The organism is Candidatus Dorea massiliensis AP6 (genome assembly GCF_964245105.1).
GTDB lineage: Bacteria > Bacillota > Clostridia > Lachnospirales > Lachnospiraceae > Laedolimicola > Laedolimicola intestinihominis.
The window spans coordinates 146927-173315 of sequence record NZ_CAXTKW010000008.1 but is presented as its reverse complement, the minus strand read 5'-3'; the positions used below and the strand labels follow the sequence as shown (position 1 = coordinate 173315).

The following is a 26389-nucleotide window of genomic DNA, read 5'->3' as shown; positions in this document are numbered from 1 at the left end:
ATAGGGCAGAGGTGGAAGTGCAGTAATGCATGGAGCTGACTGTTACTAATAGGTCGAGGGCTTGACCAAGAGTGTAGGAATACACGAAGCGTCATAGGATAGAAAATGTCTAAAGAGATATGCAGTATATAGTTTTGAAGGTACAAAGAGAACGCTGTACGAAATGTTCGTACAGCGTTTTTTGTGTTCTCTGTATTCTTTCCGGAAATGGATATCAGTTTCGATACTGCCGCGGCGTCATGCCGGTATATTTTTTAAATACTTTAGTAAAGTAACTCTGATCCTCGAAGCCGGTGGCGATGGCAATATCAATAATGGAATAATTTGTATTGATCAGATATTTCTTACTTTCCTCAATTCGTGTATAATTCAGAAATTCCTTAAAAGTAGAACCGGAGCATTGCTTAAACAGTGCAGAAAAATAAGAAGGATTCAGTTTTACATGATCAGCGGTTTCCTTCAGGGTAAGAGGCTGGTCATAATGCTCGGAGATATAAGCGATGGCAGCGGTCATCAGTTCCTGTTCGTTGCGGTAATTACCGCCTTCTCTGGCGGCACTCTGCTTTTTGGAACAGGATGAGCAGGATGTGGTGCAGAAGGAGCAGGAATCTGACTTTGCCGAGAACAGCGGAGGAAGCATATAGGACAGAAGCCAGCTGATCTGTTCTGCTTTTTCCGGCGAAACCAGAGAAATGCTGGAGGTGTACGCACAAAGCTCCAACAGTGGTTTGGAGGGAAGCGCGTATCGTTCTCCGATATCGCTGAGCATATCGGTATCCGCAGGCGCAGTCAGAAAGGGGCCGATGAGAATACAGCCTAGAGCCTCGGAATCATGGTATAAGGGATAGACCAGATGATTCAGATTGGCATGACAGGAAAAAATATAGGGCTTCTGAGATTTTAGAGCGCGCAGAGCCGCATCCGCGTGGAGCTCCCGACAGGAGTCCTTGGGAGTGGAATAGACAGAAAGCAGCTTTTTAAAACAGTCGCAAAAGGGCGTGGAGATGCCGAAGCCGCAGAGTGTCTGCCCGTTTTCGTTTAATGCCTGCAGAGGAAGCTCCAGGCAGGAGTAAAGACATTCCAGGAGCTTTTCCAATTTCTTTTTTTCAATATATTCGTAGAGTTTAACTTCCAAAACAAAGCCTCTTTTCCGGTAATTATTTTGTGAAATAAATAATACCATAAGTTTGGTAAAAATACCATTTTTTATGCAAAAAACTTACTAAATTTCTGATTATCTTTTCATAAGTTGGTAAATGCCGATATATCCCATATTTTCGGGCTTTATTGGCATTTTCCTTTTGGAAGATACCTCGCATAAGATGGCATTTACCAGCATGAAAATGCAACCAAAAGTAGTAAATAAGTAGTAAGATACATTTTCGATATTAAGAAGCCAGCCTTTCTAATTCAGCCTTTGCAGACTGGAAAGTACCGTGAGCATAATACCCTAATGTCATGGTTATGTTTGCGTGCCCCATGATGTATTGCAGGGTGTTAGGGTTCATTCCCTTATTTGCCATGTTCGTACAGTAAGTATGTCTGAATGAATGGGGTGTGATGTTTGGCAACTTGTCCTTATGCGTCTTGTTGTACTTCTTAATCAGCCCACGCACCATACTTTCATAATTTCCTGCGACCTTTGGCAATCCCTCACGGTTCAAGAACAAGAAGTTGCTGTAACCGTCAACAACAAGCGGTTGTGCTTTTCCTCGGTTCTTTAAAATTCGTTCAAGTGCCTGATATGCTCTTTCTGTCAATGGAAGCTCACGCTTCCCGTTTTTTGTCTTAGGTGTGGAAATATAGTAACCCACCTCTGTATCACGCAATAGCTGGTGGTCTATGTTAATCACACGGTTAAGCATATCAATGTGTGTTGTCAGTCCGCATAATTCAGAGATACGAAGTCCCGTTTCCAGCAGAAGAATAACTTCATCACGATACTTGCTGTAGACATTATCTGTTTCCATAAAGGCAAGGAGTTTTTCTTCCTGCTCTGGTGTTAGGATAACCTTTGCTTCCGTATCATCTTCCAGAACATCACTCAACTTGAAATTGAAAGGATTTTTTCTGATACAGTCGTCTTGTATCGCCATATAGAATGAAGCCTTTAAGGAACGCTTATAGTTATCTATCGTTTTGTAGGAATAACCTTTGTCATCCATTCTGATAGCCCATTCTTTAGCGTCGGACTGCTTGACCGTATCAATCGCCCTCATACCCAATGGGTCATTTTCCAGTGCGTTCATAAGATACTGTCGTCCTATTTTTGTGTTTCTCTTGATGTTCTTTCTTTGATTGTTCTTCTTTTCGTAAAGCTGGCAGACTGTCATTTTACCACCCACTGTGTCGATACCGTCGTCAAGGTCTTTTTTTATCTGCTTTTCTTTTTCCCTCAACGATATATCATCACGTTTTCCAGCAGGTGTTTTGTCTGTGGGTACAAGTTTCCAAGCATATACAAACTGTGGCTTCCCGAATATATCGGTATATTTATAAACGTATCTTCCGTCTTTTCTCTGGCTCTCTCCAAGACGCAAATTGCGTCCTTTACTGTCTTGTCTTTTCATTTTTGACATAGTGTAAAGCTCCTTTCCGTCATGGAATGAGCCGTGATAGGCAACATATAGTCCCACCACTAAGATAATGAGAAGCAGGAAACCAACATAGAAGCCCGTGGAAGAAAAACCGCTTGCGGTAACGCCTGCAAGGGTCTGTATGCTTTGTCCGATACTATCTGCCATATCGTTAATAAAATCAAGTTTATAGGCTTCCTGCACCACATAGCCCGTTGCGTTAGATAAGTAAAGACTTATCGTCCAGACAAAGTTGGTAATACAGTAAAGCCCATACTGCACCGATTTTCCGATACCGTCCAGCCAGTTCCACGGCAACCACGCCCAGCTATTATCTACATAAAAATCAAGCTGGTAGTTGGAAAGCGGATATATGGAGTAAAGATTTTCAGTGTTTATCGTATCGTCCACAAGCCCCGTCGCATGAGCCACCGTCCCCAGAAGTGAAAGCAGGATAAGGGAAAGTGCCGCGACGAACAGAGCCATTTTGAGAAAGTGGAGTATCTTCTTTTTTGTGAACGCACTTTTTATCCTTTCTTTCATCACTCCACCTCATTTCTCTGTACGGGCGGTCTGGTATCAAAGGCGTGTAAGAGTTCTTCAAAGACGGGGTGTATCTGCACTACGCCGACACGCCCATATAAGTCCTGCAATAAACATTGTCCGTTCTCTAAATCTCGCAAGCGTTTCTGGTTGTTTTCGTCCTCTTTGTCGATACCGAAAAATTCTAAGGTCTGCTTTATCTCGTTGATGTCGGTACTTCTAAATGCGAATTTTAAGCCGATATTGTTTTTCAGACTTTCTTTTGACACGTCGCCAGAAGATTGTGTAACAAAATAAACGCCTGCCTGCATAGCTCGTCCAGCACGAACCAGCTTATTTGATAAGGTTTCGCCTTGTGCCACATTTAAGAACGCCCATGCTTCGTCCAAATCTACAATCTTAAAAATACTTCTGTCCGAATGGATAAAATCAAGGGCAAAGGTACTAATCACAATCAGCATAGACACCGATAATAATTCAATGGTCGTGTATTCCTCAAAAGTGGTATCTTTATCTGGCAACACAAGGTCGGCTACTTGAATGATATTAAGCTGGTTATCCAGACTAATAGCATTTTCCACCGTTCCGTCCGAAAACAGCAGATGTGCAAAATCATAGTCCGTGAAACTGTCGATATGGTCTGCGATATTTCTTGATACTGGTGTATCTTCACGGCGTAGCTCGTCTATCACATGGAGCAAGCCCCGACTGTCGCTCTGAGTAACGGAACGTACCGCCTTACGAAGTACGGGGAATTTTTCGCCGTCCCTAGAGGAAATACCCGTAAGGAATGTCAAGATGTCGATTGCCAGACTTTCAGCGTCTTTCACATTCTTCATAATCACAAACGGGTCAAGAAGTCCTGCATTGTCCTTGTCGCTGGTAAGATTAACGATATTGATTTCATGGGCGATTTCTGGGAGCGTTTCTTTCCAGTTGCCACGCTCTGATTTTGGGTCTATTCTTATAGATCAGCCAGAAGATGATTTGGATAATAAAATTATTTACGATGAAGTAATTACGGCAATTACGAAAAAGAAGCAAGAAATTCAATTTATTTTTGCTACGCATAATGCTAACATTCCAGTTTTAGGTGATGCTGAAAGAATTTTTGTGGTTGATTATCAAGATACCAAAATTGATATATCACAGGGAAATATTGATTTGAAATCTACACATCAGCAAATTGTTGATATTATGGAAGGAGGAAAAGAAGCATTCAATAAAAGACAATTGATCTATACATCATGGAAATAGATTATACAAACCTATTAATAGCTCTATTACTCCGGCAAGACGTCAGGAAATCATCGACGAGTTTGATAAAGCGCCTGCAGGTCAAGTCATGGTGGAACAGATTATCGCAGATGGTACAGGGTTTAACATTCAGTCGGCCAGTGTAGTGATTCTATGTGAGCCACAGTTAAAGTCGTCTATAGAAAATCAAATACAAGGCTATAAAACACTGTTTCTCACCGGCTACTAAATGAGAGGGTATTATGAAAGCCAAGATTTCATATACCGGACTTATACAAAGTCATAGGAGGAAACGGATTATGAATGAAAAGAAATTATTATCCATAAAGGAAGCGGCAGCTTTATTTGGTATCGGCCAGCATCGTTTAAGAGAAATAGTAAGAGAGGATTATGATTGTAGATATCATTTGATGATTGGCAGGATTATTCGGATTAAACGGCAGCCTTTTGAAAAATTTATTGATGAAGTCGAGCAGATATAGAAGTCGACAAGGCGTCTCAAGTGTGATATTATTTAACGGTACACATTCGAGGCGCTTTTTACGGAGGGCTGAGAATATGGCAAATAAGAAAACATGCGAAAAGAATAAACCTGCAAGAAAGACATTGCGCGAGAATGAATATTACAATCCTAAGACGAAGAGATATGAGTATCGATATAAGGATGCGATAGGAAAAAAGCGTGTAATAAGTTCCTACAGGCTTGAAAAGACAGATCAGGTGCCGAAAGGCAAAAAAGCTGGAAAGAGCTTACGGGAAAAGGAGGAAGAGTTAAAGGCACAACTGGATTGTAATATTGATATTGACGGTGCGAAGCTTACATTGTTGGAAGTTGTGGAAAAATATTTAGAGAGCTTATACAACCGGAAAAAGTTGAAAGATAACACAAAAACAGGCTATAATGTCACAGTCAATATATTAAAGCAATACCGATTGGGCTATATGGAGATTGGTAAGATTAAACCGGAGCATTGCGAAGCATGGCTGACGGATATGAAAAAGAAATACCGTGGGTCGTCCATACAAAAGGATATTAGTTTAATTAAGCGTTCATTTGAATACGCACTGGATTATGATTACATTGCAAAAAATCCTTTTCGAAGAATCACCACAGACAGAAGTGACAGTAAAAAGATGGAAGCCCTGACAATAACAGAAATGAATCGTTTCCTGGAATTTTGTTCGAGAGACGGGCATTGCAGGCATTGTTATGATATGTTGTATATTCTGTTTTGGGCAGGGCTGAGAGTTTCAGAACTATGTGGTTTGACGATGGATGATATAGATTTGGAAAATCGGTTGATAAGGGTTGAAAAACAATTACAGTGTTTCAATCACAGACATAAGGTCGATAAGCCTAAAACATCGAATGGCATACGATATATCCCTATGACGGAGGGAGTATATCGGAGTTTTAGAAATGTGTTGAACAACAGATATTTGAAAGGTGATATGGAACCTGTGTGTTATGATGAAGAGGGTACTGCATACGAGGGCTTTGTGTTTTTGGCGACACGCAGCCGGAAAACGATAGTGAGAAGTCATGTCGAGGAGTACCTGCAAAATTGTATCAAAAGATTTAATGCAGTGAACCCGGATGCGCCGATCCGTAAGTTTGAACCTCATATTTGCAGACATACCTTTGCGACAAATATGCAAGGGCTTCCGCCTAAAACATTGCAGTATATTTTGGGACATGGAAACATTAATACGACAATGAATTGCTATGTGGATGCCAGGCCCAGTGAACAGCAGTTGATTGAAATCAACAGGGTGGCAGACAGGATAGAAGCTAATTCGTAAGAAACTTTGCATACGAAATATTTACGAATTATATGCAGGAATGAGATGTAATAAAAGGCTATAAAAAAGAATGAAGTGAAATGAAGAATAGCTTAAAAATACACCTTAATTACGGAAACAGTAGCAACGATAGGAGATGACAATCAATGATAGCGATAATCGATTATGACGCGGGCAATTTAAAGAGCGTGGAAAAGGCGCTCCTTTCCCTGGGGGAAGAGGTGCTGATAACCCGTGAGAGAGAAGCATTGCTTCGCGCGGATAAAGTAATTCTTCCGGGCGTCGGCAATTTCGGGGATGCCATGGAAAAGCTGAAAAGCTATGGACTGGTTCCGGTGATTCACGAGCTGGCAGAGAGGGGAAAGCCCTTTCTTGGTATCTGTCTTGGTCTGCAGCTTTTGTTTGAGCGAAGCGACGAAGCACCCGGTGTGGAAGGACTTGGAATCCTGAAGGGCGAGATATTACGAATTCCGGATAAAGAAGGCTTAAAAGTACCTCATATCGGATGGAATTCCCTGCATCTGCAGAATGAAGGCCGGCTGTTCCGGGATTTGCCCGAGGGATCCTATGTGTATTTTGTCCATTCCTATTATCTGAAGGCGGAGAATCCACAGATCGTAAAGGCCACCACGGAGTACGGCGTGACCATCGATGCCTCCGTGGAGCAGGGCAATGTGTTTGCCTGCCAGTTCCATCCTGAGAAGAGCAGCCGGGTGGGGCTTAGGATACTGGAAAATTTCGCGAAGCTGGAGGGTTAGACATGTTTACAAAACGAATTATTCCCTGCCTGGACGTACACGCGGGACGCGTGGTGAAGGGCGTTAATTTCGTAAACTTAAGGGACGCGGGCGACCCGGTGGAGATCGCGGCAGCCTATGACGCGGCGGGAGCGGACGAGCTGGTATTTCTGGATATCACAGCCTCCTCTGACGCAAGAAATACGGTTGTGGAGATGGTACGCCGGGTGGCTGAGAAAGTGTTTATTCCTTTTACGGTAGGCGGCGGTATCCGTACTGTGGACGACTTCAAGGCGCTGCTGCGGGAGGGTGCAGATAAAATCTCCGTGAACAGCGCGGCCATCATGCGGCCGGAGCTTATCAGCGAGGCAGCGGACAAGTTTGGCAGTCAGTGCGTGGTGGTTGCCATTGACGCGAAGAAGCGGGCTGACGGCAGTGGATGGAATATCTATAAAAACGGTGGCCGTGTGGATATGGGTATCGACGCGGTAGAGTGGGCCATGAAGGCTGACAGGCTTGGCGCAGGTGAGATTCTGTTGACCAGCATGGACTGTGACGGCACCAAGGCGGGATACGATCTGGAACTGACCCGCACCATTGCGGAAAATGTGTCCATTCCGGTCATCGCGTCCGGCGGCGCGGGAACGAAGGAGCATTTCTACGACGCGCTGACGGAAGGCAAGGCGGACGCGGTGTTGGCAGCTTCCCTGTTCCATTATAAAGAGCTGGAGATCCGGGCGCTGAAGGAATATCTGCGTGGACGTGATGTATCCGTTCGACTATAAAAGTGATTTTTGATTTAATATATAGATTTTTACAGGAGACAAAACTATCATGTCAATGATTCAAAACGATTGGCTTGCGCCGCTGAAACCGGAATTTAGCAAGCCCTATTACGCGGAGCTTTTCAAGTTCGTGAAAAATGAGTATGCGACCCGGCAGATTTTCCCGCCAGCGGACGATATTTTCAATGCCTTTCATCTGACGCCGCTTCACGAGGTAAAGGTGGTCATTCTGGGACAGGATCCCTACCACAATGATGGCCAGGCCCACGGGCTCTGTTTTTCCGTGAAGCCGGATGTGGACATTCCGCCTTCACTGGTGAATATTTATCAGGAGCTGCATGACGATCTGGGCTGCTATATCCCGAACAACGGCTATCTGACCAAATGGGCGAAGCAGGGCGTGCTGATGCTGAACACGGTGCTGACCGTTCGGGCTCATCAGGCCAATTCCCATCGGGGCATGGGCTGGGAACAGTTCACCGACGCGGCCATCCGTATCTTAAATGAGCAGGATCGCCCGATTGTATTCATTCTCTGGGGTAGTCCGGCCCAGAAAAAGGCTCAGATGCTGAACAACCCGAAGCATCTGATTCTGAAGGCGCCCCATCCGAGTCCTCTGTCTGCATATAGGGGATTTTTCGGAAGCCGTCCCTTCAGCCAGACCAATGAATTCCTTGTAAAAAATGGGCTGGAGCCCATAGACTGGCAGATTGAAAATGTGTAGGCAGATAAAACTGGCCAGAGCCTGGTATGCAGAACAGAAGAAGGGCACGCGGGTGATGCTCGAGCTTCTGACAGGACTGGTGACCTGCTATCTTATATTTTGGCTGTGGCTGATTCCACAGATGATGGCGGCTGTGCCGATGGATACGAAATACTGGAAGGTAAAGCTTCTGGCTGCATTGGTGATGCTGATTCCGGTGTATCTGGGATTGCAGTGGGGTGTGTACCGATGCTCCGGTATGATTTTATCGGAGACCAGCCCCTGTACGGATTCGAAGAAAGAACGGCGGCGTCTGATTTTTTGGGCGGTGCTGGGCTTTGGTGCAGTCTTTATCTGGATGATGGTGTATTTCTACGCTTATTTCCCGGGCTCCTTTGACTGGGATAATCTGGATCAATGGTGGCAGATACAGAACCACCAGTACGACACCTGGCATCCGGTGTTCCATACACTGATTATCGCGCTGTTTTCGAAGATAGTGAACCATTACGGCTTCGCAGTTTTCATGCAGTTGCTTTTATACAGCCTGGTCTGCGGTTACCTTGTATACACCATGGCAAAATGGCGTTTTCCGGTATGGGCATTGGTGCTCACAGAGTTTTTCCTGGCGGCCAATCCGCAGACCCACCGGATTCTGCTTTTTATGTGGAAGGACAGCGCGCTGACGGTGTTCATGGTGCTGTTTACCGTATATCTTGTCAACATTTGGAAGACGAATGGACAGTGGCTTAAGAAAAAAAGGAATCTGGCAGTATTTATTCTGGTGCTGATTTCCATTTCCCTGGTGCGCCACAATGGCATCCTGTATACGATTCCACTGCTGATTCTGATGCTCTTGTTCTTCAGGGAGCTTCGCAGGGAAGCAGCCGTTTCCCTGGTGCTGATGCTGGCGGGCATGTGGATCATCGAGCATCCCATCTACGAACTGGTGGGGGCCAGCCGTCCGGACCAGACCTATGTGGAGACGGTAGGTGTGCCCATGACGATTCTCTGCAATGTCCATGAGATGGCGCCGGAGAGCTTAAGCCCGGAGGCGGCGGAGTTTTTCGCCAAGATTGGACCGGAGAAGCGCTGGAAGATCTACGAGATGGGCAATTATAATTCCTTTAAGTTTGTAACCAATGCAAATACGGTTATCAAGGAGACTGATCCGGCAGAATTCCTGAAATTTACGGCGGAGACCATAAAGAATGCGCCGGGTCTGTCCCTGCAGGCGTTCTACGAGGTCACACGGATGGTCTGGGATATTCGGGGAACAGAAGAGTGGCATGCAGATCTGGAGTATCAGATCCGGGAAAATGACTGGAATTTCAGCTATGTGAAGAACCGGGAAGGCATGCGGACAGCCCTCAATGACTTCGACGAGTGGGTGCTGAACAGTCCCGTAGATTACCTGTTTTCCTACAATGGCACGCACCTGTTGATTCTGATTCTATGTACGCTGTTTGTCTTCATACGGAAGGGCAAGGGTTGGAAAGCCATGACGCTGACCCTGCCGATCCTGGCTTACAGCTATGGAACCATGCTGCTGCTGTGCGGCCCGACCTATCGGTTCTTCCATTTTGACAGCGTGATTTTTGTGCCGCTGTGTCTGCTTCTATTTAGTAGAACCGGGGAGAAAGAGGGAGAACAGAAAACGGTCTGATAGGAGTCAGAAAAAATAAAAGAATATAAAAATATCAAAACCGTGTATCTATATCATAAAAGGTACACGGTTTTGGTTTATAAAAAAACACCCGCAAGAACCCTTATTACTACAGAGTCCTTACGGGTGTTTCAATTTCAATTCGGAGAACTATTTTGTTCAGCTTTCAGATGCTTATTGGCCGTAGACAGCATCAGCTTTAACCGGTTCAGCTGATTGACCTCGCTGGCGCCGGGATCGTAGTCAATGGCTACCACATTGGAGGTGGGGTAGCGGCGGCGCAGCTCTTTGATAACGCCCTTGCCGACCACGTGGTTCGGCAGACAGCCGAAGGGCTGGGTGCAGACGATGTTCGGCACGTTTTCGTGAATCAGTTCCAGCATTTCCGCGGTCAGGAACCAGCCCTCGCCGGTCTGATTGCCCACGGATACAATGTCGGAGGCCATATCGGCCATTTCGTCGATGTTGCCGGGCGCGTTAAAGTGGACGCTCTCTGTAAAGGCCTTGGCGGCGGGCTTCCGAAGCCATTCCATGGCCTGGATACCGGCCCGGGCTACCCGCGCGCCGGAGCGCTTTTTGCCCAGGTGGTCCGCCTTGAACTCGCTGTTCTTAAAGCAGTACAGCAGGAAGTCCATCAGATCCGGAACCACAGCTTCCGCTCCCTCATGCTCCAGAAGCTCCACCAGATGGTTATTGGCAGAGGGTGAGAACTTCACCAGAATCTCGCCAACCACGCCGACCCGGGGCTTCTTCAGATCCTCATGGATGGGCAGGCGGTCGAAGTCCTTGATGATGCCGCGGCAAATCTGGACGAAGCGCTTGTGGCTCACATGCTTCTGGGAGACGAAGTCCTGACAGATTTTCAGCCATTTGGCGTGGAGACGGTCTGCAGAGCCGGCCTCTCTCTCATAAGGACGCATCCGGTACAGGACCCGCATGAAGATATCGCCAAAGACCAGTCCGTAGAGACCTTTTACAGCCAGACCCGGGGTAATCTTGAAGCCCGGGTTAGTCTCCAGATGATTCAGGTTCAGGGATACTACCGGAATCTGCTCCTGTCCGGCCTTGGCCAGAGCCCGGCGGATGAAGGAGATGTAGTTGGTGGCACGGCAGCCGCCGCCGGTCTGGGTGATGATAACGGCCAGCTTATTTGTGTCGTATTTACCGGAAAGGACAGCAGTCATAATCTGCCCTACCACCACCAGAGAGGGGTAGCAGGCGTCGTTGTTGACATATTTTAAGCCCATGTCGATGGCAGCCCGGTCAGAATCCGGCAGTACCTCCAGCTTGTAGCCGGAAGCCCGGAAGGCAGGCTCGATAATGTCGAAATGAATCGGCGACATTTGTGGACACAGGATGGTGTATTCTTTGCGCATTTCCTCGGTGAAGACCACGCGATCATAAGCGGAGGAAACGATGCTCCGGCATTCGCCCTTGTTTTCACGCACGCGGATAGCGGCGATAAGGGAACGGATCCGGATGCGGGCAGCACCCAGGTTATTGACCTCGTCGATCTTCAGGCAGGTGTAAATCTTGCCGGAATTGGTCAGAATGTCGCTGACCTCGTCGGTGGTGACGGCGTCCAGACCGCAGCCGAAGGAGTTCAGCTGAATCAGATCCAGATCGTTCCTGGTCTTTACGAAGCTGGCAGCTGCGTACATCCGGGAATGGTACATCCACTGGTCCATGACGAACAGCGGGCGCTCCACCGGATGGAGATGGCTGACAGAATCCTCGGTCAGTACAGCCAGACCGTAGGAATTGATCATTTCCGGGATGCCATGGTTGATCTCCGGATCCACATGGTAGGGACGGCCTGTCAGCACGATGCCACGGCGGCCGGTCTTCTGCATGTATTCCAGGGTTTCCTCACCCTTGCGCATGATATCCTCGCGGGTATGCTCCATTTCCGCCCAGCCTTTCTTGGCTGCCTCGCGGATCTCATTCTCGGAGATACCGCAGTGTCTGGAAAATTCTGTAACAAGTTCATTTTCCAGAATGGACTCGTTCTCAAAGGACAGGAATGGGTTAAAGAAATCGATGTCGCTGCCAGACAGCTCGTCGATGTTATTTTTGATGTTCTCCGCGTAGGAGGTGACGATGGGGCAGTTATAGTGGTTGCCCGCATCCGGGAACTCAGTCCGCTCATAGGGTACGCAGGGGTAGAAGATGAACTTCAGGCCCTGACGGATGAGCCAGGTCACATGACCGTGGGCCAGCTTAGCCGGGTAGCACTCAGACTCGCTGGGAATGGACTCAATACCCATTTCGTAAATCTTATGGGTGGAAGAAGGGGAGAGTACCACCCGGTAGCCCAGCTCCGTAAAGAACGTGAACCAGAAAGGATAGTTCTCATAGAAATTCAGAACACGGGGGATACCCACAGTTCCGCGCTTCGCAGCTTCCTCAGATAAGGGCTCATAGTCGAAGAGACGCTTATTTTTGTATTCGTACAGGTTCGGAATATTGTCCTTGTTTTTTTCTTTTCCGATACCACGCTCGCAGCGGTTGCCGGAGATATAGCGGCGGCCGCCGGAGAATTTATTGATGGTCAGACGGCAGTGGTTCGTACAGCCGTTGCACTTGGTCATGGAGGTGGAGAACTCCAGGTTGTTGATTTCGTCGATGGAGAGCATGGTGGTCTCCATACCGTCCTCATAGCGCTCCCTTGCGATGAGAGCCGCTCCGAAGGCGCCCATGATACCGGCAATGTCGGGGCGGACAGCCTCGCAGCCTGCGATCTTCTCAAAGCTTCGGAGGACCGCGTCATTGTAGAAGGTACCGCCCTGTACCACGATATTTTTACCCAGGGCAGAGGCGTCGGACACTTTAATAACCTTAAAAAGGGCGTTCTTGATGACAGAGTAAGCCAGACCTGCGGAGATATCGGAAACCTCCGCGCCCTCCTTCTGGGCCTGCTTTACCTTGGAATTCATAAATACCGTACAGCGGGTTCCCAGATCGATGGGGTGCTTGGCGAAAAGCGCTGCCTTGGCGAAATCCTCCACGGTGTAGTTCAGGGATTTGGCAAAGGTTTCGATGAAGGAGCCGCAGCCGGAGGAACATGCCTCATTCAGCTGCACGCTGTCTACAGTGTGGTTCTTGATGCGGATGCATTTCATATCCTGACCGCCGATATCCAGGATACAGTCTACCTTCGGGTCAAAGAATTCAGCTGCATAGTAATGAGAAACAGTCTCCACTTCTCCCTCGTCCAGCATCAGGGCTGCCTTAATCAGGGCCTCGCCGTAGCCGGTGGAGCAGGAACGGGCAATGCGCGCGTTCTTCGGAAGGAACCGGTAGATATCCTTGATGGCGCGGATGGTGGTCGCCAGGGGGTTACCATTGTTACTGCTGTAGAAGGAATAAAGCAGGGCTCCGTCCTCACCTACCAGCGCAGCCTTGGTGGTGGTGCTTCCGGCGTCGATGCCGAGGAAGCAGTTGCCTTCATAGGCCTGGAAATCGCCGCGCATAACCTCATGACGGCTGTGACGCTCCTGGAATTTGGCATATTCATGCTCATTGGCAAAGAGCGGCTCCATACGGGCCACCTCGAAATCCATCTGGATATGGTTTTGGAGACGCTGCTTCATATCGCTTAAGGAAGCGCTCGTCTTCTGCTCGCAGCTTAAGGCGGAACCCATGGCGGCGAACAGGTGAGAGTTCTCCGGCGCAATGATGTGCTCTTCATCCAGATCCAGGGTGCGGATAAAGGCTGCTTTCAGTTCCGATAAGAAATGAAGCGGGCCGCCCAGGAACGCCACGTGTCCCCGGATGGGCTTGCCGCAGGCCAGTCCGCTGATGGTCTGGTTGACCACGGCCTGGAAAATAGAAGCGGCCAGGTCTTCCTTGGTGGCACCGTCATTGATCAGCGGCTGAATATCGGACTTGGCAAATACGCCGCAGCGGGCCGCGATGGTATAAAGGGAATGATAGTTCTTGGCGTACTCATTCAGACCGGTGGCGTCCGTCTGCAGAAGAGAAGCCATCTGGTCGATGAAGGAACCGGTACCGCCGGCGCAGATACCGTTCATACGCTGCTCCACATTGCCGCCCTCGAAGTAAATAATTTTTGCGTCCTCACCGCCAAGCTCTATCGCCACGTCGGTCTGGGGAGCTGTCTGCTCCAGAGCCGTCGCTACAGCTACGACTTCCTGTACGAAGGGCACGCCCAGATGGTTCGCCAGGGTCAGTCCGCCTGATCCGGTGATGGCCGGATAGACGGTCAGATTGCCAAGCCTTCCTTCCGCCTTTTCAAGCAGAGAAGCCAGGGTCTCCTGGATGTTGGCGAAATGGCGCTCATAATCAGAGAAGAGAAGCTCCTGTTTCTCATTTAAAATAGCTACTTTTACAGTGGTGGAACCGATGTCGATTCCCAGTGTATAGATAGTTGAATTATTCATAAAAAATATACGGCGGATTTCTCCGCCTCCCTCCTTTTCTAAATGACAGCAAAAGGTTTCTTTGACACTAATGTACATTATACGACACAAAATTTTTGAAATCAAATAAAAAAAATATAAACAATTTATGGAAAGTTTAACAAAAAGGCGCAGAGGTAACAGGATTTTCCGGATTGCATACAGTAAATATATATAAATAGGAAGAAAAGGAACCGGATTTTATGGAAAAATGCATGGGATTTCTGCATACGGTCGAAAAAGGGGACACTCTCTATGCCTTAAGCCGCCGTTACCGGGTGCCTCTCGGGGCGCTTCTTTACGTCAATCCCTACATCAATGTCTACAACCTGCAGGTGGGGGACGAGGTGTGTATTCCCCTGCGTCGGCGTCCGCGGCAGGTGCCTCCGGAAAAAGAGAGGGGAGAAGGAAAGACCATTGCCTCCGGTTGACAAACAGAGGCTTCCCGCCTATAATAAAATTGTCTGAAAATGTTTCCGGGATTCGTGGAAATACAGTTTCCACGGCCCGGAAATCTTGTGTCACAGACATTTTTGATAGGAAAGGATGAATTATTTTTTATGAACTGGATAGACAAGCTGGAGAAAAAATTTGGCCGCTACGCGATTCACAATCTGATGTATTATGTGATTATTCTTTATGCGCTGGGGTATGTGATTAATGTGGTGGCGCCCGATTTCTATACCGGATACCTGTCTCTCGATCCCACCGCCATCCTGCACGGCCAGATCTGGAGAATCGTGACCTTTATCATTTACCCACCTTCCACAGGGCTGTTTTTCTTCCTGATCAGCATGTACCTGTATTATTCCATCGGCAAGGTGCTGGAGATGCAGTGGGGCGCGTTTCGCTTTAACCTGTATCTGCTGACAGGTATGCTGCTTCATGTGGTGGCAGCTTTCTTAAGCTGTTACGTGTTCGGTGCGAATATTGGCCCCATGTTCGGCACCTATTATTTGAACTATTCGCTGTTTTTCGCTTTTGCGGCCACTTATCCGAACATGCAGTTCCTGCTGTTTTTTATCATTCCGATTAAGGCGAAATGGCTTGGTATCATCAATGCGGTGTACTTTGGCGTAACTATCGTGGCGGGATTTGCAGCACCGTATCTTTCGGTTCAGACGCTTCTGACTCTGTATCAGGCAGGCATCATCGCCCATCCGGCTTATGCGGTCATGGCTCTGGTGTCCCTTGGCAACTTCCTGATTTTCTTCTTCAGTATGAAAACCATGCGTCGGTACTCCCCGAAGGAGGTACACAGAAGACAGGTATATAACCGGAGCGTGCAGCAGGGCGAGAAACGGGCCAGTGTTCACAGATGCGCAGTCTGTGGCAGGACGGAGAAGGACGGCGACGATCTGGTATTCCGGTACTGCTCCAAGTGCAACGGCAATTATGAGTATTGTCAGGATCATCTGTTTACGCATGAGCATGTGAAATAGACATACAAAGCGGACTTCATTCATACACATTGTACGATGGTCATACCTTTACGAGAACGTTATAATTTTAACAAATAAAAAAGGAGGTTTTGTTTCATGAACACACCTGCGGAAATTGCAAAAAATTATGTGGGAATCGGAAAAGGAAAGGTGAATACACCGCCGCTCAAGCTATTTATCCTCGGCATTATGGCCGGTATCTTCATCGGTATCGGCGGTATCGCCTATGAGATGGCAACGGCGACCATCGGCGGAGCTCTGGGCAAGTTGGTTGGCGCCTGCATGTTCCCGGCGGGACTGGCTCTTGTACTGATTGCGGGAAGCGAGCTTTTCACCGGCAACTGTCTGTTGGTTATTCCGCTTCTGGAGGGAGAAGTGAAATTCTCCGGCGTTCTGAAAAACTGGGTTTTCGTATACCTTGGTAACTTCGTAGGATCTTCGATCCTGGCTTTTCTGGTAGCCTTCGGACACAGTCCGTCTCTGCTTGACAAGGGACTTCTGGATGTGGTGATGTCTGTGGCGGCAGGCAAGGTGGCTTTAAGCTTCGGCGACGCTGTATTCCGCGGCATCGTCTGCAACATGATGGTATGTCTGGCTGTCTGGATGTCCTTTGCGGGTAAGACCGTAGCCAGCAAGATTGCGGGACTTTATTTCCCGATTATGATCTTCGTTATGGCCGGCTTCGAGCATAGCATTGCGAATATGTACTATCTGATGGTAGGCATCTTCAGTAATTCTATCTACGGCGTGGGTAACACAGCTGTGAATCTGGGCGCGGCGCTGACGAAGAATCTGCTGCCGGTAACTCTGGGCAACCTTATCGGCGGAGCGGCTATCGGCATCGTATACTGGTATCTGTATTTAAAAGGAACCAAAAAAGACTAAAGAATGAAAAGGGGTAAAGTATGAGCATTCGGGTAGAAGAATTCGGCACCACGAAGGACGGACAGAAGGTAAAGAAATACATACTGGAAAATGGAAAAGGCATGAAGGCGGCTGTCCTGAATCTGGGCGCGGTACTGGCGGAGCTTCACGTGCCGGATAAGGACGGCACGCTCCGTGATGTGGTCTGGGGCTATGAAGATGTAGCGGGCTATGAGGTCAACGGACCGGATCTGGGAGCTGTCGTGGGCCGGAATGCCAACCGTATCGGAGGGGCCGTTATCACCATTGCGGGCAAGGATTACACACTTGTGAAAAATAATGGCGAGAACAACCTGCACAGCGGCCCGGATATGTATTTTACCAGAATGTGGAAAGCGATCATTGCTGACGACAATAAGGTGGAGTTTTCCCTACATAGTCCCGATGGGGATCAGGGGTATCCGGGCAATGCGGATATCACCGTATCCTACACACTGACGGATGGCGGTGAGCTGCAGATTGCTTATGAAGGTAAGGCAGACCGGGATACCATCTTTAACCTGACCAATCATTCCTACTTTAATCTGGACGGTCAGGAGTCTGATTCGGTGCTGGAGCAGAAGGTATGGCTGGACGCAGACGCCTTTACACCGGGTGATGCGGGACTCATTCCTACAGGCGAGATCCGAAGCGTAGAGGGCACACCCATGGATTTCCGTACAGAACATACCATCGGCGAGCGGATTGACGCGGACTACGAGCCACTGAAGCTGGCCGGCGGCTACGATCACAATTATGTATTGAAGAATGAGGGAACATACGCGTTGTGCGGCAGACTCATTTCCGATAAGAGCGGTATCTGCATGGAGGTGTCCACGGACGCTCCCGGTATCCAGCTGTATGCCGCTAATTTCCTGGAGAACGAGAAGGGGGGAAAGGGTGGCCATACGTATGTGAGACGAAGCGCAGTCTGCTTTGAATCCCAGTACTTCCCGGACGCCTGCCATCATGAGAATTTCAAGAGTCCTATTGTAAAAGCGGGCGAGGTGTACCGGACGAAGACCGGATATCAGTTTTCCATAGTAAAATAGAAAAAAGAACGGAAAAGCGGGGAGCGCAGGCTATTTGGCCTGTGCTCTCTTTTGAATTCTGCAAAAAGTACTTGACAGTCTGAAATTAATAGTTTACTATGTGAACTGTTCATTTTGTGAACGAATAGGAAGCATGCAGGAGGGAGGAGCAAAGGATGGAAGCGACCAGAGAAGAGGTCCTGAAGGGCTGGCTGAAATTATCAATGGCGATTAACAATGAGAGATTGGTATCCGGACTGCCGTACAATGAATTTCTGATTTGTGGCATTTTGTACCGGAATCAGAAGAGCGAAAAGCCGGAGGAGCTTACGGCCACAGATCTGTGTAATGCGACGAAGATTCTGAAATCCCAGATGAATCGGATTCTGAACAGTCTGGAGAAGAAAGAACTGATTATACGGACTCGTTCGGAGCGGGATAAGCGGCAGCTTTATGTGACCTTTCGGATGGAGAGGGCGGAAAGTTACGAGCGGGAGCATGAGCGAATCTTGAAATTTGTGGACGAGTTGATGAACCGGATCGGCTGGGACCGCTCCGAGGAAATCGTAAAGCTCTTCGACCTGATTGCAAATATGGCAGACGAGGTAATTGGATGATAAAGATATTGGTAGATTCTTCTTCGGAGCTGACGAAGAAGGAAGCGGAGAAAAAAGGCTTTTTATTTGTACCCATCAGCGTAAATATCGGCGGAAGGGAATATCGGGACGGCGTGGATCTGACGAAGGATAAGTTCTACGATCTGCTGGTGAACGGCGGCGAATTCCCGCAGACTTCCCAGCCGTCGCCCCAGGCCTTTCTGGAACTGTTTGAGCAGGCGAAGAAGAATGGGGATGAGGTTGTGGCGATTCTCCTGTCGTCCGCTTTAAGCGGCACGTACCAGAGCGCGGTACTGGCAAAACAAATGGTGGATTATGAGGGGATTTATCTCATTGACTCCCTGACGGCTACGGGTGTGATCCAGATTCTGGCAGATTATGCGCAGGGACTCATTGAGAAAGGAAAGAGCGTTGCGGAAGTAGCGGAGCGGACGGACATTTTCAAGACCAGGGTACACGCTATCGCCATGGTAGATACACTGGAGTTTCTGCAAAAGGGAGGCCGTATCAGCAAAACAGCGGCCATGATCGGCGAACTGGCAAGGCTCAAGCCCCTGATTACGCTGACCGAAGAGGGAGGCGTGGGCGTTATCGGAAAAGCCATCGGAAAAAATAAGGCCGTGAGCTTTATGCTGAAATGGCTGGAGGAGCATCCGGTGGACGACGCCTGGCCGAAATATTCTATCTACACCAGCGGTACTGAGAACTGTGGGCAGTTCGAAGAAAAGTTAAAAAATCATGGAATTGAAACCATGGGCCGGCTGCAGATTGGCGCAGCCATCGGTACCCATATCGGACCGAACGCTTTTGGAATTATATATGTGGAGAAAGCATAATGTACGAAAAGAGGGGAGCTGCGTAAAGCAGCTCCCCCTTCGTGTATACAAAGTAGAAACTTAGTTTTCCATCGGTTTACTGCCTGCAAAACGCAATCAGGAATTACATCCGCAGCCGGTGGTTCCTGTATCAAATGCCGGGTTAAAGGCGTAGAAGTTCTTCGAATTTAACTTATCCTGCACGATCCGGAGGGCTTCACCGAATCGCTGGAAATGTACAACCTCTCTCGCCCGCAGGAACCGGATGGCGTCGGTAACGTCCGGGGAATCCACGCAAAGCCGTAAGATGTTGTCGTAGGTGGTGCGGGCTTTTTCCTCTGCTGCCATATCCTCAGTCAGATCTGTAATCGGATCGCCCACCGACTGGAACATGGCAGCCGTAAAGGGCGTCCCGGAAGCCGCCTGGGGCCAGAGCGCCAGGGTATGATCCACATAATAGTCCTCAAAGCCGGAGGCCTTCAGTTCTTCCATGGACATATTCCGGGTCAGCTGATGGACGATGGTGGCGATCATTTCGAAGTGCCCCAGCTCTTCGGTGCCGATATCCGTAAGTGTTGCCATACATTCCTTATAAGGCATCGTATACCGCTGGGACAGATAACGCATGGAAGCGCCCAGCTCGCCGTTGGGGCCTCCATACTGGGTAATAATCGCCTTCGCCAGCTTCGGATTCGTCTCCTTGATGTGAATGGGATATTCCAACCGTTTTTCATAATTAAACATAAGCGCGTCCTCCCTTCTATTGCCACGGCCACGGCTGGTCTGCCCAGGTCCAGTAATCCTTCGGATTGTGGACGTGGGACAGCGTCAGCGGGCCGTACTGGGTGGAATATTCATGAAGGGCTTCCTGATACATTCGGTTCTGTTTCTCAAAATAAGCGATGGCTTCCGTGTCTTCCGGATGGGTGTCCAGATAGAGGCAGGCGTCCACGCAGGCGAAGCCGGTGGTGGCGATGCGGCGGAGCAGCTGTTCCTTCGAAAGACCGCTGCAGGAGCAGGAGTCCATGGGACGAACCGGGCCGGGGCCGCTCTGGGGAGCCGTCGGTATGGGACAGCCGGTGGCATTTCTTGGCTGGGGACAGGGCCTTACGGGCGATTGACAATTATTTCTCATCATCTGCAGCCACCTCGCTTTCCTGAAAATGGTTTATTTAACTCCGGAAATATGGTCCCGCACTGCAGGGCTTTTTCCAGGTCGTAGGTCTGCTCCCAGTACTGCCAGGGCACATAGGCGATGGCCAGCGCAAGACCGCGCAGAGGATCCCGCATACAGGAGCAGCGCATGGAATTCTGGTTTCGATAATCCGCCATGAAGTGATTCCTTTCCATAAAACTATTCCTGATATCTTATGAAAAAAAGAAAAATCTGTGAAATTTCTAATTTCATTTACAAACGATAGAAAATATGGTTATAATAGTCAGGAACAAACTGTAGAAATTGCAGACTTTATTGATAAAAACCAGATCAAACTAGGAAAAGAGGAACGTCACCAATGAAAAAAGAACCGTTTGTAACACTGGAGCAGTTACAGGAGATTACAAAAACCTATCCGACCCCGTTTCATCTCTATGACGAGAAGGGGATCCGTGAGAATGCAAAGGCTTTAAAGGAAGCATTTTCCTGGAATAAGGGCTATAAAGAATATTTCGCGGTAAAGGCTACGCCGAATCCGTTTCTGATTAACATTTTACGGGAGTACGGCTGCGGCTGCGACTGTTCATCCATGACAGAGCTGATGTTGTCCCATGAGATTGGCGTCAAGGGCGAGGATATCATGTTCTCTTCCAATGACACTCCGGCTGAGGAGTTCGCTTACGCGGCAAAAATCGGCGCCATCATTAACCTGGATGACTATACCCACATTGATTTTCTGGAGAAGACTCTGGGCTATATTCCGGAGACCATCAGCTGCCGGTTCAATCCGGGCGGAATCTTCCAGATCAGCAACGACATTATGGACAATCCCGGCGACGCCAAGTACGGCATGACCGAGGAGCAGTTATTCGATGCTTACCGGGTACTGCAGCAGAAGGGTGCGAAGCATTTCGGTATCCATGCGTTCCTGGCGAGCAACACCGTTACCAATGACTACTATCCGATGCTGGCCAAGGTGCTCTTTGAGCTGGCAGTCCGCCTGAAGAAGGAGACCGGCGCGGACATCCGCTTCATCAACCTGTCCGGCGGCGTGGGTATTCCCTACCGTCCCGATCAGGAGCCCAACGACATCCGCGTTATCGGCGAGGGCGTCCGCAAGGTATATGAAGAGGTCATGGTTCCCGCGGGCATGGGCGACGTGGCGATCTACACAGAGCTTGGCCGTTTCATGATGGGGCCCTACGGCTGCCTGGTGACAAAAGCCATCCACGAGAAGCACACTTATAAAGAGTACATTGGCGTAGACGCCTGCGCGGTAAATCTGATGCGCCCGGCCATGTACGGCGCTTACCATCACATTACCGTGATGGGCAAGGAAAATGAGCCCTGCGACCATATCTACGATGTGACCGGTTCCCTTTGTGAGAACAACGATAAGTTTGCCATCGACCGTCCGCTTCCGAAGATTGATATGGGCGATTATCTGGTTATCCATGATACCGGAGCGCACGGCTTCGCCATGGGCTACAATTACAACGGCAAGCTGAAATCCTCCGAGATTCTCTTAAAAGAGGATGGAAGCGCCCAGCTTATCCGCCGCGCGGAGACTCCGAAGGATTATTTCGCCACCTTCGACTGCTTCGATATCATCAAAAATCTGGTATAAATACAAAGCTTTTAAGGACAGGCCTTTCAAAAGGGCATGTCCTTTTTGCTCTACAGGAAACACCGTGTTACGTTAAAAATAACGGACAGATAGCTGGGATTGTGTATTGGGTTTTGACTGAAAATCTGTAATAATATATAGTTAGCATAGAATAACCTGCTGAAAATGAAGCTGCAGATGGAGAATACGATGGAGATAAAGACAGGAAAATGGAAGCGCTCACCCTACCGGCTGCTTCGCTATGGAGCGCTGGTGCTGGGCGCGATTCTGTTAATGTGCGTCTACAAACATATTTATACGGAATACAAGGACAGAGATGTCCAGATCCTGGCTTCTTGCGTGGAGGCTGGACGGGAATTGAAGCTGGATGTGTTCCACATCGGCAATCGGGATGTAAAAAGCTGCGTCTGGTATGCGGGAAGCGAAGAGCGGCTGCGGGAGAAAAAGCTGTGCGGTTATACGCCGACGGCGGAGGATGTGGAGCAGTTTATCCGGGTGGAGGTGACGCTGAGGGATGGCAGCGTCTATGAGGATTCCAGGTATTTCAGTGTGCTTCCTGTTCTGTCCCTGAATAGTGGTACGGCTTATGAAGAGGTGGAAAAGGAGACGGACACAGCGGTGGAAGTGAGTCTGGAAGGCCCGGGTTATTCCCCGGAAGAGCTTTACCAGGGAACCGGAACCATTCACCTGCGGGGAAACAGTACGGCAGAGCTGCCGAAGAGACCCTTCAAGCTTCATCTGGATGAAAAAAGCGGACTGTTGGGAATGGGAGAAAAGCGCCACTGGGTACTTTTGGCCAATGCCATTGATTCCACGCTGCTGCGGGATCAGCTGGCCTATGGCCTGTCTGCCGATCTGGGAGCGGAGTACTTCATGGATTCCCGGCAGGTGACCCTGATTTACAATGGGGAATATTATGGAGTCTATCAGCTCTGTGAACAGATTCGTGTGGGGAAGAATCGGATCGATATCTATAACTGGAGAGAACTGGCGGAACAGATCGCAAAGGGAATCGCAAAGGATCTGAATATTGCGGGGCAGGACGCGGCGGCTTATCGGGAGGGATTCCGAAATGTTCTGCAGCAGGAGCTGGAGCGGGATATGTCCTGGATTGATACGGGCGTGTTTGAGTCAGCCGGTCTGGCGGACTGGAACGCGGCGAACGGCACAGATTATCCCACACGATTTACCGTCACAGACTATCTGGACGGAGAAAAAATTCCTGAGCCCACAGGCGGCGTGCTTCTGGAGCTGGATTCCAGAAACCGCCACAGTACGCTTACGACGGCCTACCATGAGCCTATTGGATTTGCAGATCCGGAGAACGGGGAGACCAGCGAGACCCTGCGCGCGGAGATAAAAAGGCAGATCCAGACGCTGGAATACGCCTTTCATTCTTCTGATTTTTGCTATCACGATTCCGATTCCCACTACGAGGTGGTGGATGAGGGGTACTGTAATTACGCGAATCAGTTCGCGCGGGAAGGCGTCTCCTATAAAGAACGGGAATATCAGGACAGTGAAAATGACGGAAAGCATTATTCGGAATTGATAGATATGGATTCCCTTCTGACGAATTTTCTGCTCTGCGAATTTACCATGAACTGGGACGCCATGAAGAACAGCGTATATCTGTATAAGGATCTGGAGGGTCTCTGGTCCCTGGGACCGGCCTGGGATTACGACTGGGGCTGGGGCAACAGTATGTACACACTGAACACCTGGTATACAAAAGAGTGGTGTACCACCAGCGCCTACTATGCCAACGAGGCTTACTACCAGACAGTACAATGGAACCGCTATCTGATTCGGGATCCTTATTTTCTGATGTTGCTTTGGGAAAAGTATCAGGCAATAAGGGAAACCGTGCTGGAGGAGCTGATCCGGGACGGCGGAACCATCGATCAGTATGCGGAAAAATTACGTCCGGCAGCGAAGGCCAACGACGCCCGCTGGGGCGGCTGCATGGGGACCTTCGAGGGTCAGAAATTTGACGAGGGAATTACGGAGCTCAAGCGCTTTATGAAGGAACGGCTGTCCTGGATGGATGAGCAGTTCGCGTCCGTAGAAAGCCTGCGGAAATCCTTCGGATATTATGCCAATTCCAGCCTGATCTGGATATCGGAAGTGGATCAGACGTCCGAACGGGAAAATGTACGGATTGTAGTGGAGACAGAGGTGCCGGAAGGTACGGCGGTGTCCCTGCAGGTAAATGGCATAAACTTTTATACGGCGTCCCTTGAGGATGGGAAAGCTGTGTTTGAAGTTCCAAACGCGGCGCTTCGCTCCGGCGGCAACGTGGCGCAGGCCCGGCTTAAGGGAGCGGACGGGGAATGGCTTGTGAACCCGGATGGAACGACGGAGGGAGACTATACAAACGCCATTTCCAATTACGCCTATTTTGTTAAATAAAGGTAAAAAAACACAGATAAATTTTCGATAACTTTTACAGCGCCGTTTCTTGACGGCGCTTCTTTTCTGGTGTTATAATGGGCGGGTAAAATGGAAAAGATAGAGAAAAGAAAACAGGAGTGAGAAGAAGATGACTATGAAATTAAGAAAAACGAAAATTATCTGTACTCTGGGACCTGCCTCCGAATCCGAAGAAGTGATTCGCGAACTGATGCTGGCAGGCATGAATGTAGCAAGACTGAATTTCTCCCATGGAACCCATGAGGAGCAGAGAGGAAAGCTGGAGCGTGTAAAGAGGGTCCGGGAAGAGCTGGGGCTGCCTGTTGCATTGCTTCTGGATACAAAGGGCCCGGAGATCCGAACCGGCGAATTTGAAAAAGGAAAGGTAGAGCTGAAGAAGGGACAGACCTTCGTGCTGACCACCGAGGATGTGCTGGGAAATGAAGGAAAGGTCTCCATTACCTACAAAAACCTGGTGAAAGACGTACAGGAAGGCGATTCCATCCTGATCGACGACGGTCTCATCGGCCTGAAGGTTGTAAAGGTGACCGAGAAAGAGATCATCTGCAGCGTAGAGAACGGTGGAACCGTTTCCAATAAGAAGGGTATCAATGTGCCGGGCGTCGAGCTGAAGATGCCGTTTATCAGTAAAAAGGATAAGGACGATATTCTGTTTGCGGTGAAAGAGGGCTTTGATTACATCGCTGCTTCCTTCACCCGGACTGCCGACGATATTCTGGAGATCCGCCGGATCCTGGAAGAGAACAACTGTAATTTCATCAAGATCATTGCCAAGGTGGAAAATGATCAGGGTATTAAAAATGTGGACGAGATCCTGCGCGTGGCCGACGGCGTCATGATTGCCCGCGGCGACATGGGTGTGGAGATTCCCTTAGAAGAGGTGCCGAGTATCCAGAAGAAGCTGATCCGCAAGGCCTTTGAGACAGGCAAGCCGATTATCACTGCTACCCAGATGCTGGATTCCATGATGAAGAATCCGCGCCCAACCCGTGCGGAGACCTCTGACGTGGCCAACGCCATTTACCAGGGTACCAGTGCCATTATGCTGTCCGGCGAGACTGCTTCCGGTCAGTATCCGGTAGAGGCCCTGAAGACCATGGTAAAGATTGCCCTGCGTACCGAGGCGGATATTGATTATGACGAGCGTTTCAAGCGCCGGAGTATCGAAGATCGGACCGATATCACCAACGCTGTTTCCCATGCGACCTGCACCACAGCCGTGGACCTGCACGCGTCGGCGATTATCACGGTCACCAAGTCCGGCCGTACTGTGGGAATGGTAGCCAAGCATCATCCGGGCTGCATGATCATCGGCTGCTGTATGGATGATTACGTATGCCGTCAGCTGAACCTGTACTGGGGCGTGCAGCCGCTGCTGCTCCCGAAGGAGGATGACGCGGACGCTCTGTTCAACAGCGCGGTGGCTGCCGCAGAGGAGGCCGGTCTGGTATCCAGAGGTGATCTGACGGTTCTGACCGCGGGCGTACCCCTTGGCGTGACCGGAACCACGAACCTGATCAAGGTACAGGTAGCGGGTAAGATTCTGGTCAAAGGTAAGGGCTATACCAAGAAGAAGGTCTGCGGCCCTATCTGTGTGGCGAAGGACGCAGAGGAATTGAAGAAAAATTTCGCGGCCGGCGATATCGTCGTTGTACCGGAGACTACCAATGAGATGCTGCCGGAGCTCAAAAGCGCCCAGGCAGTCATTGCGGAGCATGGCGGAAGCAATTCCCATGCGGCCATCGTAGGCCTGACCCTAGATATTCCGGTTATTGTGAACGCGGCCAACGCGACGGAAATACTGAAGAGCGGAGCTGTGGTACAGGTGGATGCGGAGACCGGAACCGTTTCCAGCAACAGCTAGGAGGATAATT

At 49.2% G+C, this 26389-nt stretch carries 22 protein-coding genes and 3 pseudogenes; 17 read left to right on the top strand and 8 right to left on the bottom strand.

The window, feature by feature from the left end; translation table 11 throughout:
* Positions 1–214 precede the first annotated feature (214 nt).
* The 4 genes and pseudogenes from ACESZP_RS10100 to ACESZP_RS10085 form a co-directional block, all read right to left on the bottom strand.
* Positions 215–1135, bottom strand: a complete 921-nt coding sequence (locus tag ACESZP_RS10100; RefSeq protein WP_499708949.1) for a helix-turn-helix domain-containing protein — start codon at positions 1133–1135, stop codon at positions 215–217.
* A gap of 253 nt (positions 1136–1388) precedes the next feature.
* Positions 1389–2579: a site-specific integrase gene (locus tag ACESZP_RS10095; RefSeq protein ID WP_117442907.1), complete on the bottom strand. Its 1191-nt coding sequence runs from the start codon at positions 2577–2579 to the stop codon at positions 1389–1391.
* Between the two features lie 30 nt (positions 2580–2609).
* Positions 2610–3119, bottom strand: a pseudogene (locus tag ACESZP_RS10090) (CD3337/EF1877 family mobilome membrane protein); the annotation flags it as partial.
* Positions 3119–4090: pseudogene (locus ACESZP_RS10085) on the bottom strand (ATP-binding protein); the annotation flags it as partial. The pseudogenes ACESZP_RS10090 and ACESZP_RS10085, both read right to left, overlap by 1 nt.
* Here ACESZP_RS10085 and ACESZP_RS10080 point away from each other — a divergent pair.
* From ACESZP_RS10080 to ACESZP_RS10045, 8 genes and pseudogenes are all read left to right on the top strand, one after another.
* Positions 4080–4376 (top strand): annotated as a pseudogene (locus ACESZP_RS10080) (TrlF family ATPase); the annotation flags it as partial. The pseudogenes ACESZP_RS10085 and ACESZP_RS10080 sit on opposite strands and share 11 nt — an antisense overlap.
* Positions 4360–4605, top strand: coding sequence for a helicase-related protein (locus ACESZP_RS10075; RefSeq protein WP_499708953.1), 246 nt, complete (start codon positions 4360–4362; stop codon positions 4603–4605). The pseudogene ACESZP_RS10080 and the gene ACESZP_RS10075, both read left to right, overlap by 17 nt.
* A gap of 13 nt (positions 4606–4618) precedes the next feature.
* Positions 4619–4858: an excisionase gene (locus tag ACESZP_RS10070; RefSeq protein WP_499708948.1), complete on the top strand. Its 240-nt coding sequence runs from the start codon at positions 4619–4621 to the stop codon at positions 4856–4858.
* Between the two features lie 76 nt (positions 4859–4934).
* Positions 4935–6179 (top strand): site-specific integrase, encoded by a 1245-nt coding sequence (locus ACESZP_RS10065; RefSeq protein ID WP_499708947.1) that lies wholly within the window; start codon positions 4935–4937, stop codon positions 6177–6179.
* Positions 6180–6325: 146 nt separating this feature from the next.
* Positions 6326–6937 (top strand): imidazole glycerol phosphate synthase subunit HisH, encoded by a 612-nt coding sequence (gene hisH / locus ACESZP_RS10060; RefSeq protein ID WP_499708946.1) that lies wholly within the window; start codon positions 6326–6328, stop codon positions 6935–6937.
* 2 nt (positions 6938–6939) lie between these two features.
* Positions 6940–7701 (top strand): imidazole glycerol phosphate synthase subunit HisF, encoded by a 762-nt coding sequence (gene hisF, locus ACESZP_RS10055; protein WP_499708945.1) that lies wholly within the window; start codon positions 6940–6942, stop codon positions 7699–7701.
* Positions 7702–7750: 49 nt separating this feature from the next.
* Positions 7751–8425 carry a uracil-DNA glycosylase gene (locus ACESZP_RS10050; protein ID WP_178039106.1) on the top strand — a complete coding sequence of 225 codons (675 nt, stop codon included), beginning with the start codon at positions 7751–7753 and terminating at the stop codon, positions 8423–8425.
* Positions 8418–10070, top strand: coding sequence for a glycosyltransferase family protein (locus tag ACESZP_RS10045; protein WP_499708944.1), 1653 nt, complete (start codon positions 8418–8420; stop codon positions 10068–10070). Before ACESZP_RS10050 ends, ACESZP_RS10045 begins: the two co-directional genes overlap by 8 nt.
* 137 nt (positions 10071–10207) lie before the next feature.
* Here the strand turns inward: ACESZP_RS10045 and ACESZP_RS10040 are convergent, their stop codons facing one another.
* Positions 10208–14473: an acyl-CoA dehydratase activase-related protein gene (locus ACESZP_RS10040; RefSeq protein WP_499708943.1), complete on the bottom strand. Its 4266-nt coding sequence runs from the start codon at positions 14471–14473 to the stop codon at positions 10208–10210.
* 221 nt (positions 14474–14694) lie between these two features.
* Between ACESZP_RS10040 and ACESZP_RS10035 the strand changes: the two genes are divergently transcribed.
* From ACESZP_RS10035 to ACESZP_RS10010, 6 genes are all read left to right on the top strand, one after another.
* Positions 14695–14922: a LysM peptidoglycan-binding domain-containing protein gene (locus ACESZP_RS10035; protein ID WP_349165340.1), complete on the top strand. Its 228-nt coding sequence runs from the start codon at positions 14695–14697 to the stop codon at positions 14920–14922.
* A gap of 129 nt (positions 14923–15051) precedes the next feature.
* Positions 15052–15933, top strand: coding sequence for a rhomboid family intramembrane serine protease (locus ACESZP_RS10030; RefSeq protein ID WP_349165341.1), 882 nt, complete (start codon positions 15052–15054; stop codon positions 15931–15933).
* 96 nt (positions 15934–16029) lie between these two features.
* Positions 16030–16818, top strand: coding sequence for a formate/nitrite transporter family protein (locus ACESZP_RS10025; protein ID WP_499708942.1), 789 nt, complete (start codon positions 16030–16032; stop codon positions 16816–16818).
* 20 nt (positions 16819–16838) lie between these two features.
* Positions 16839–17888: an aldose epimerase family protein gene (locus ACESZP_RS10020; RefSeq protein ID WP_440321496.1), complete on the top strand. Its 1050-nt coding sequence runs from the start codon at positions 16839–16841 to the stop codon at positions 17886–17888.
* A gap of 155 nt (positions 17889–18043) precedes the next feature.
* Complete coding sequence (locus ACESZP_RS10015; RefSeq protein WP_440321494.1) at positions 18044–18484, top strand: MarR family transcriptional regulator; 441 nt, start codon at positions 18044–18046, stop codon at positions 18482–18484.
* On the top strand, positions 18481–19320 hold the full coding sequence (locus tag ACESZP_RS10010; RefSeq protein WP_499708941.1) for a DegV family protein: 840 nt from the start codon (positions 18481–18483) through the stop codon (positions 19318–19320). The genes ACESZP_RS10015 and ACESZP_RS10010 overlap by 4 nt, the downstream gene beginning before the upstream one ends.
* Before the next feature lie 96 nt (positions 19321–19416).
* Here the strand turns inward: ACESZP_RS10010 and ACESZP_RS10005 are convergent, their stop codons facing one another.
* The 3 genes from ACESZP_RS10005 to ACESZP_RS09995 are packed head-to-tail and all read right to left on the bottom strand — an operon-like array spanning position 19417 to position 20604.
* Positions 19417–20043, bottom strand: coding sequence for a manganese catalase family protein (locus tag ACESZP_RS10005; protein ID WP_440321491.1), 627 nt, complete (start codon positions 20041–20043; stop codon positions 19417–19419).
* Positions 20044–20059: 16 nt separating this feature from the next.
* Positions 20060–20437 carry a spore coat protein CotJB gene (locus ACESZP_RS10000; RefSeq protein ID WP_178039294.1) on the bottom strand — a complete coding sequence of 126 codons (378 nt, stop codon included), beginning with the start codon at positions 20435–20437 and terminating at the stop codon, positions 20060–20062.
* Positions 20434–20604 (bottom strand): spore coat associated protein CotJA, encoded by a 171-nt coding sequence (locus tag ACESZP_RS09995; protein WP_499708952.1) that lies wholly within the window; start codon positions 20602–20604, stop codon positions 20434–20436. Before ACESZP_RS09995 ends, ACESZP_RS10000 begins: the two co-directional genes overlap by 4 nt.
* A 209-nt stretch (positions 20605–20813) precedes the next feature.
* Between ACESZP_RS09995 and ACESZP_RS09990 the strand changes: the two genes are divergently transcribed.
* From ACESZP_RS09990 to pyk, 3 genes are all read left to right on the top strand, one after another.
* On the top strand, positions 20814–22082 hold the full coding sequence (locus ACESZP_RS09990; protein ID WP_499708940.1) for a diaminopimelate decarboxylase: 1269 nt from the start codon (positions 20814–20816) through the stop codon (positions 22080–22082).
* Between the two features lie 165 nt (positions 22083–22247).
* Positions 22248–24494 (top strand): CotH kinase family protein, encoded by a 2247-nt coding sequence (locus tag ACESZP_RS09985; protein WP_499708939.1) that lies wholly within the window; start codon positions 22248–22250, stop codon positions 24492–24494.
* 136 nt (positions 24495–24630) lie between these two features.
* Entirely contained in the window at positions 24631–26379 is a 1749-nt protein-coding gene (pyk, locus tag ACESZP_RS09980) for a pyruvate kinase (protein WP_499708938.1), read from the top strand.
* Positions 26380–26389: the final 10 nt, after the last annotated feature.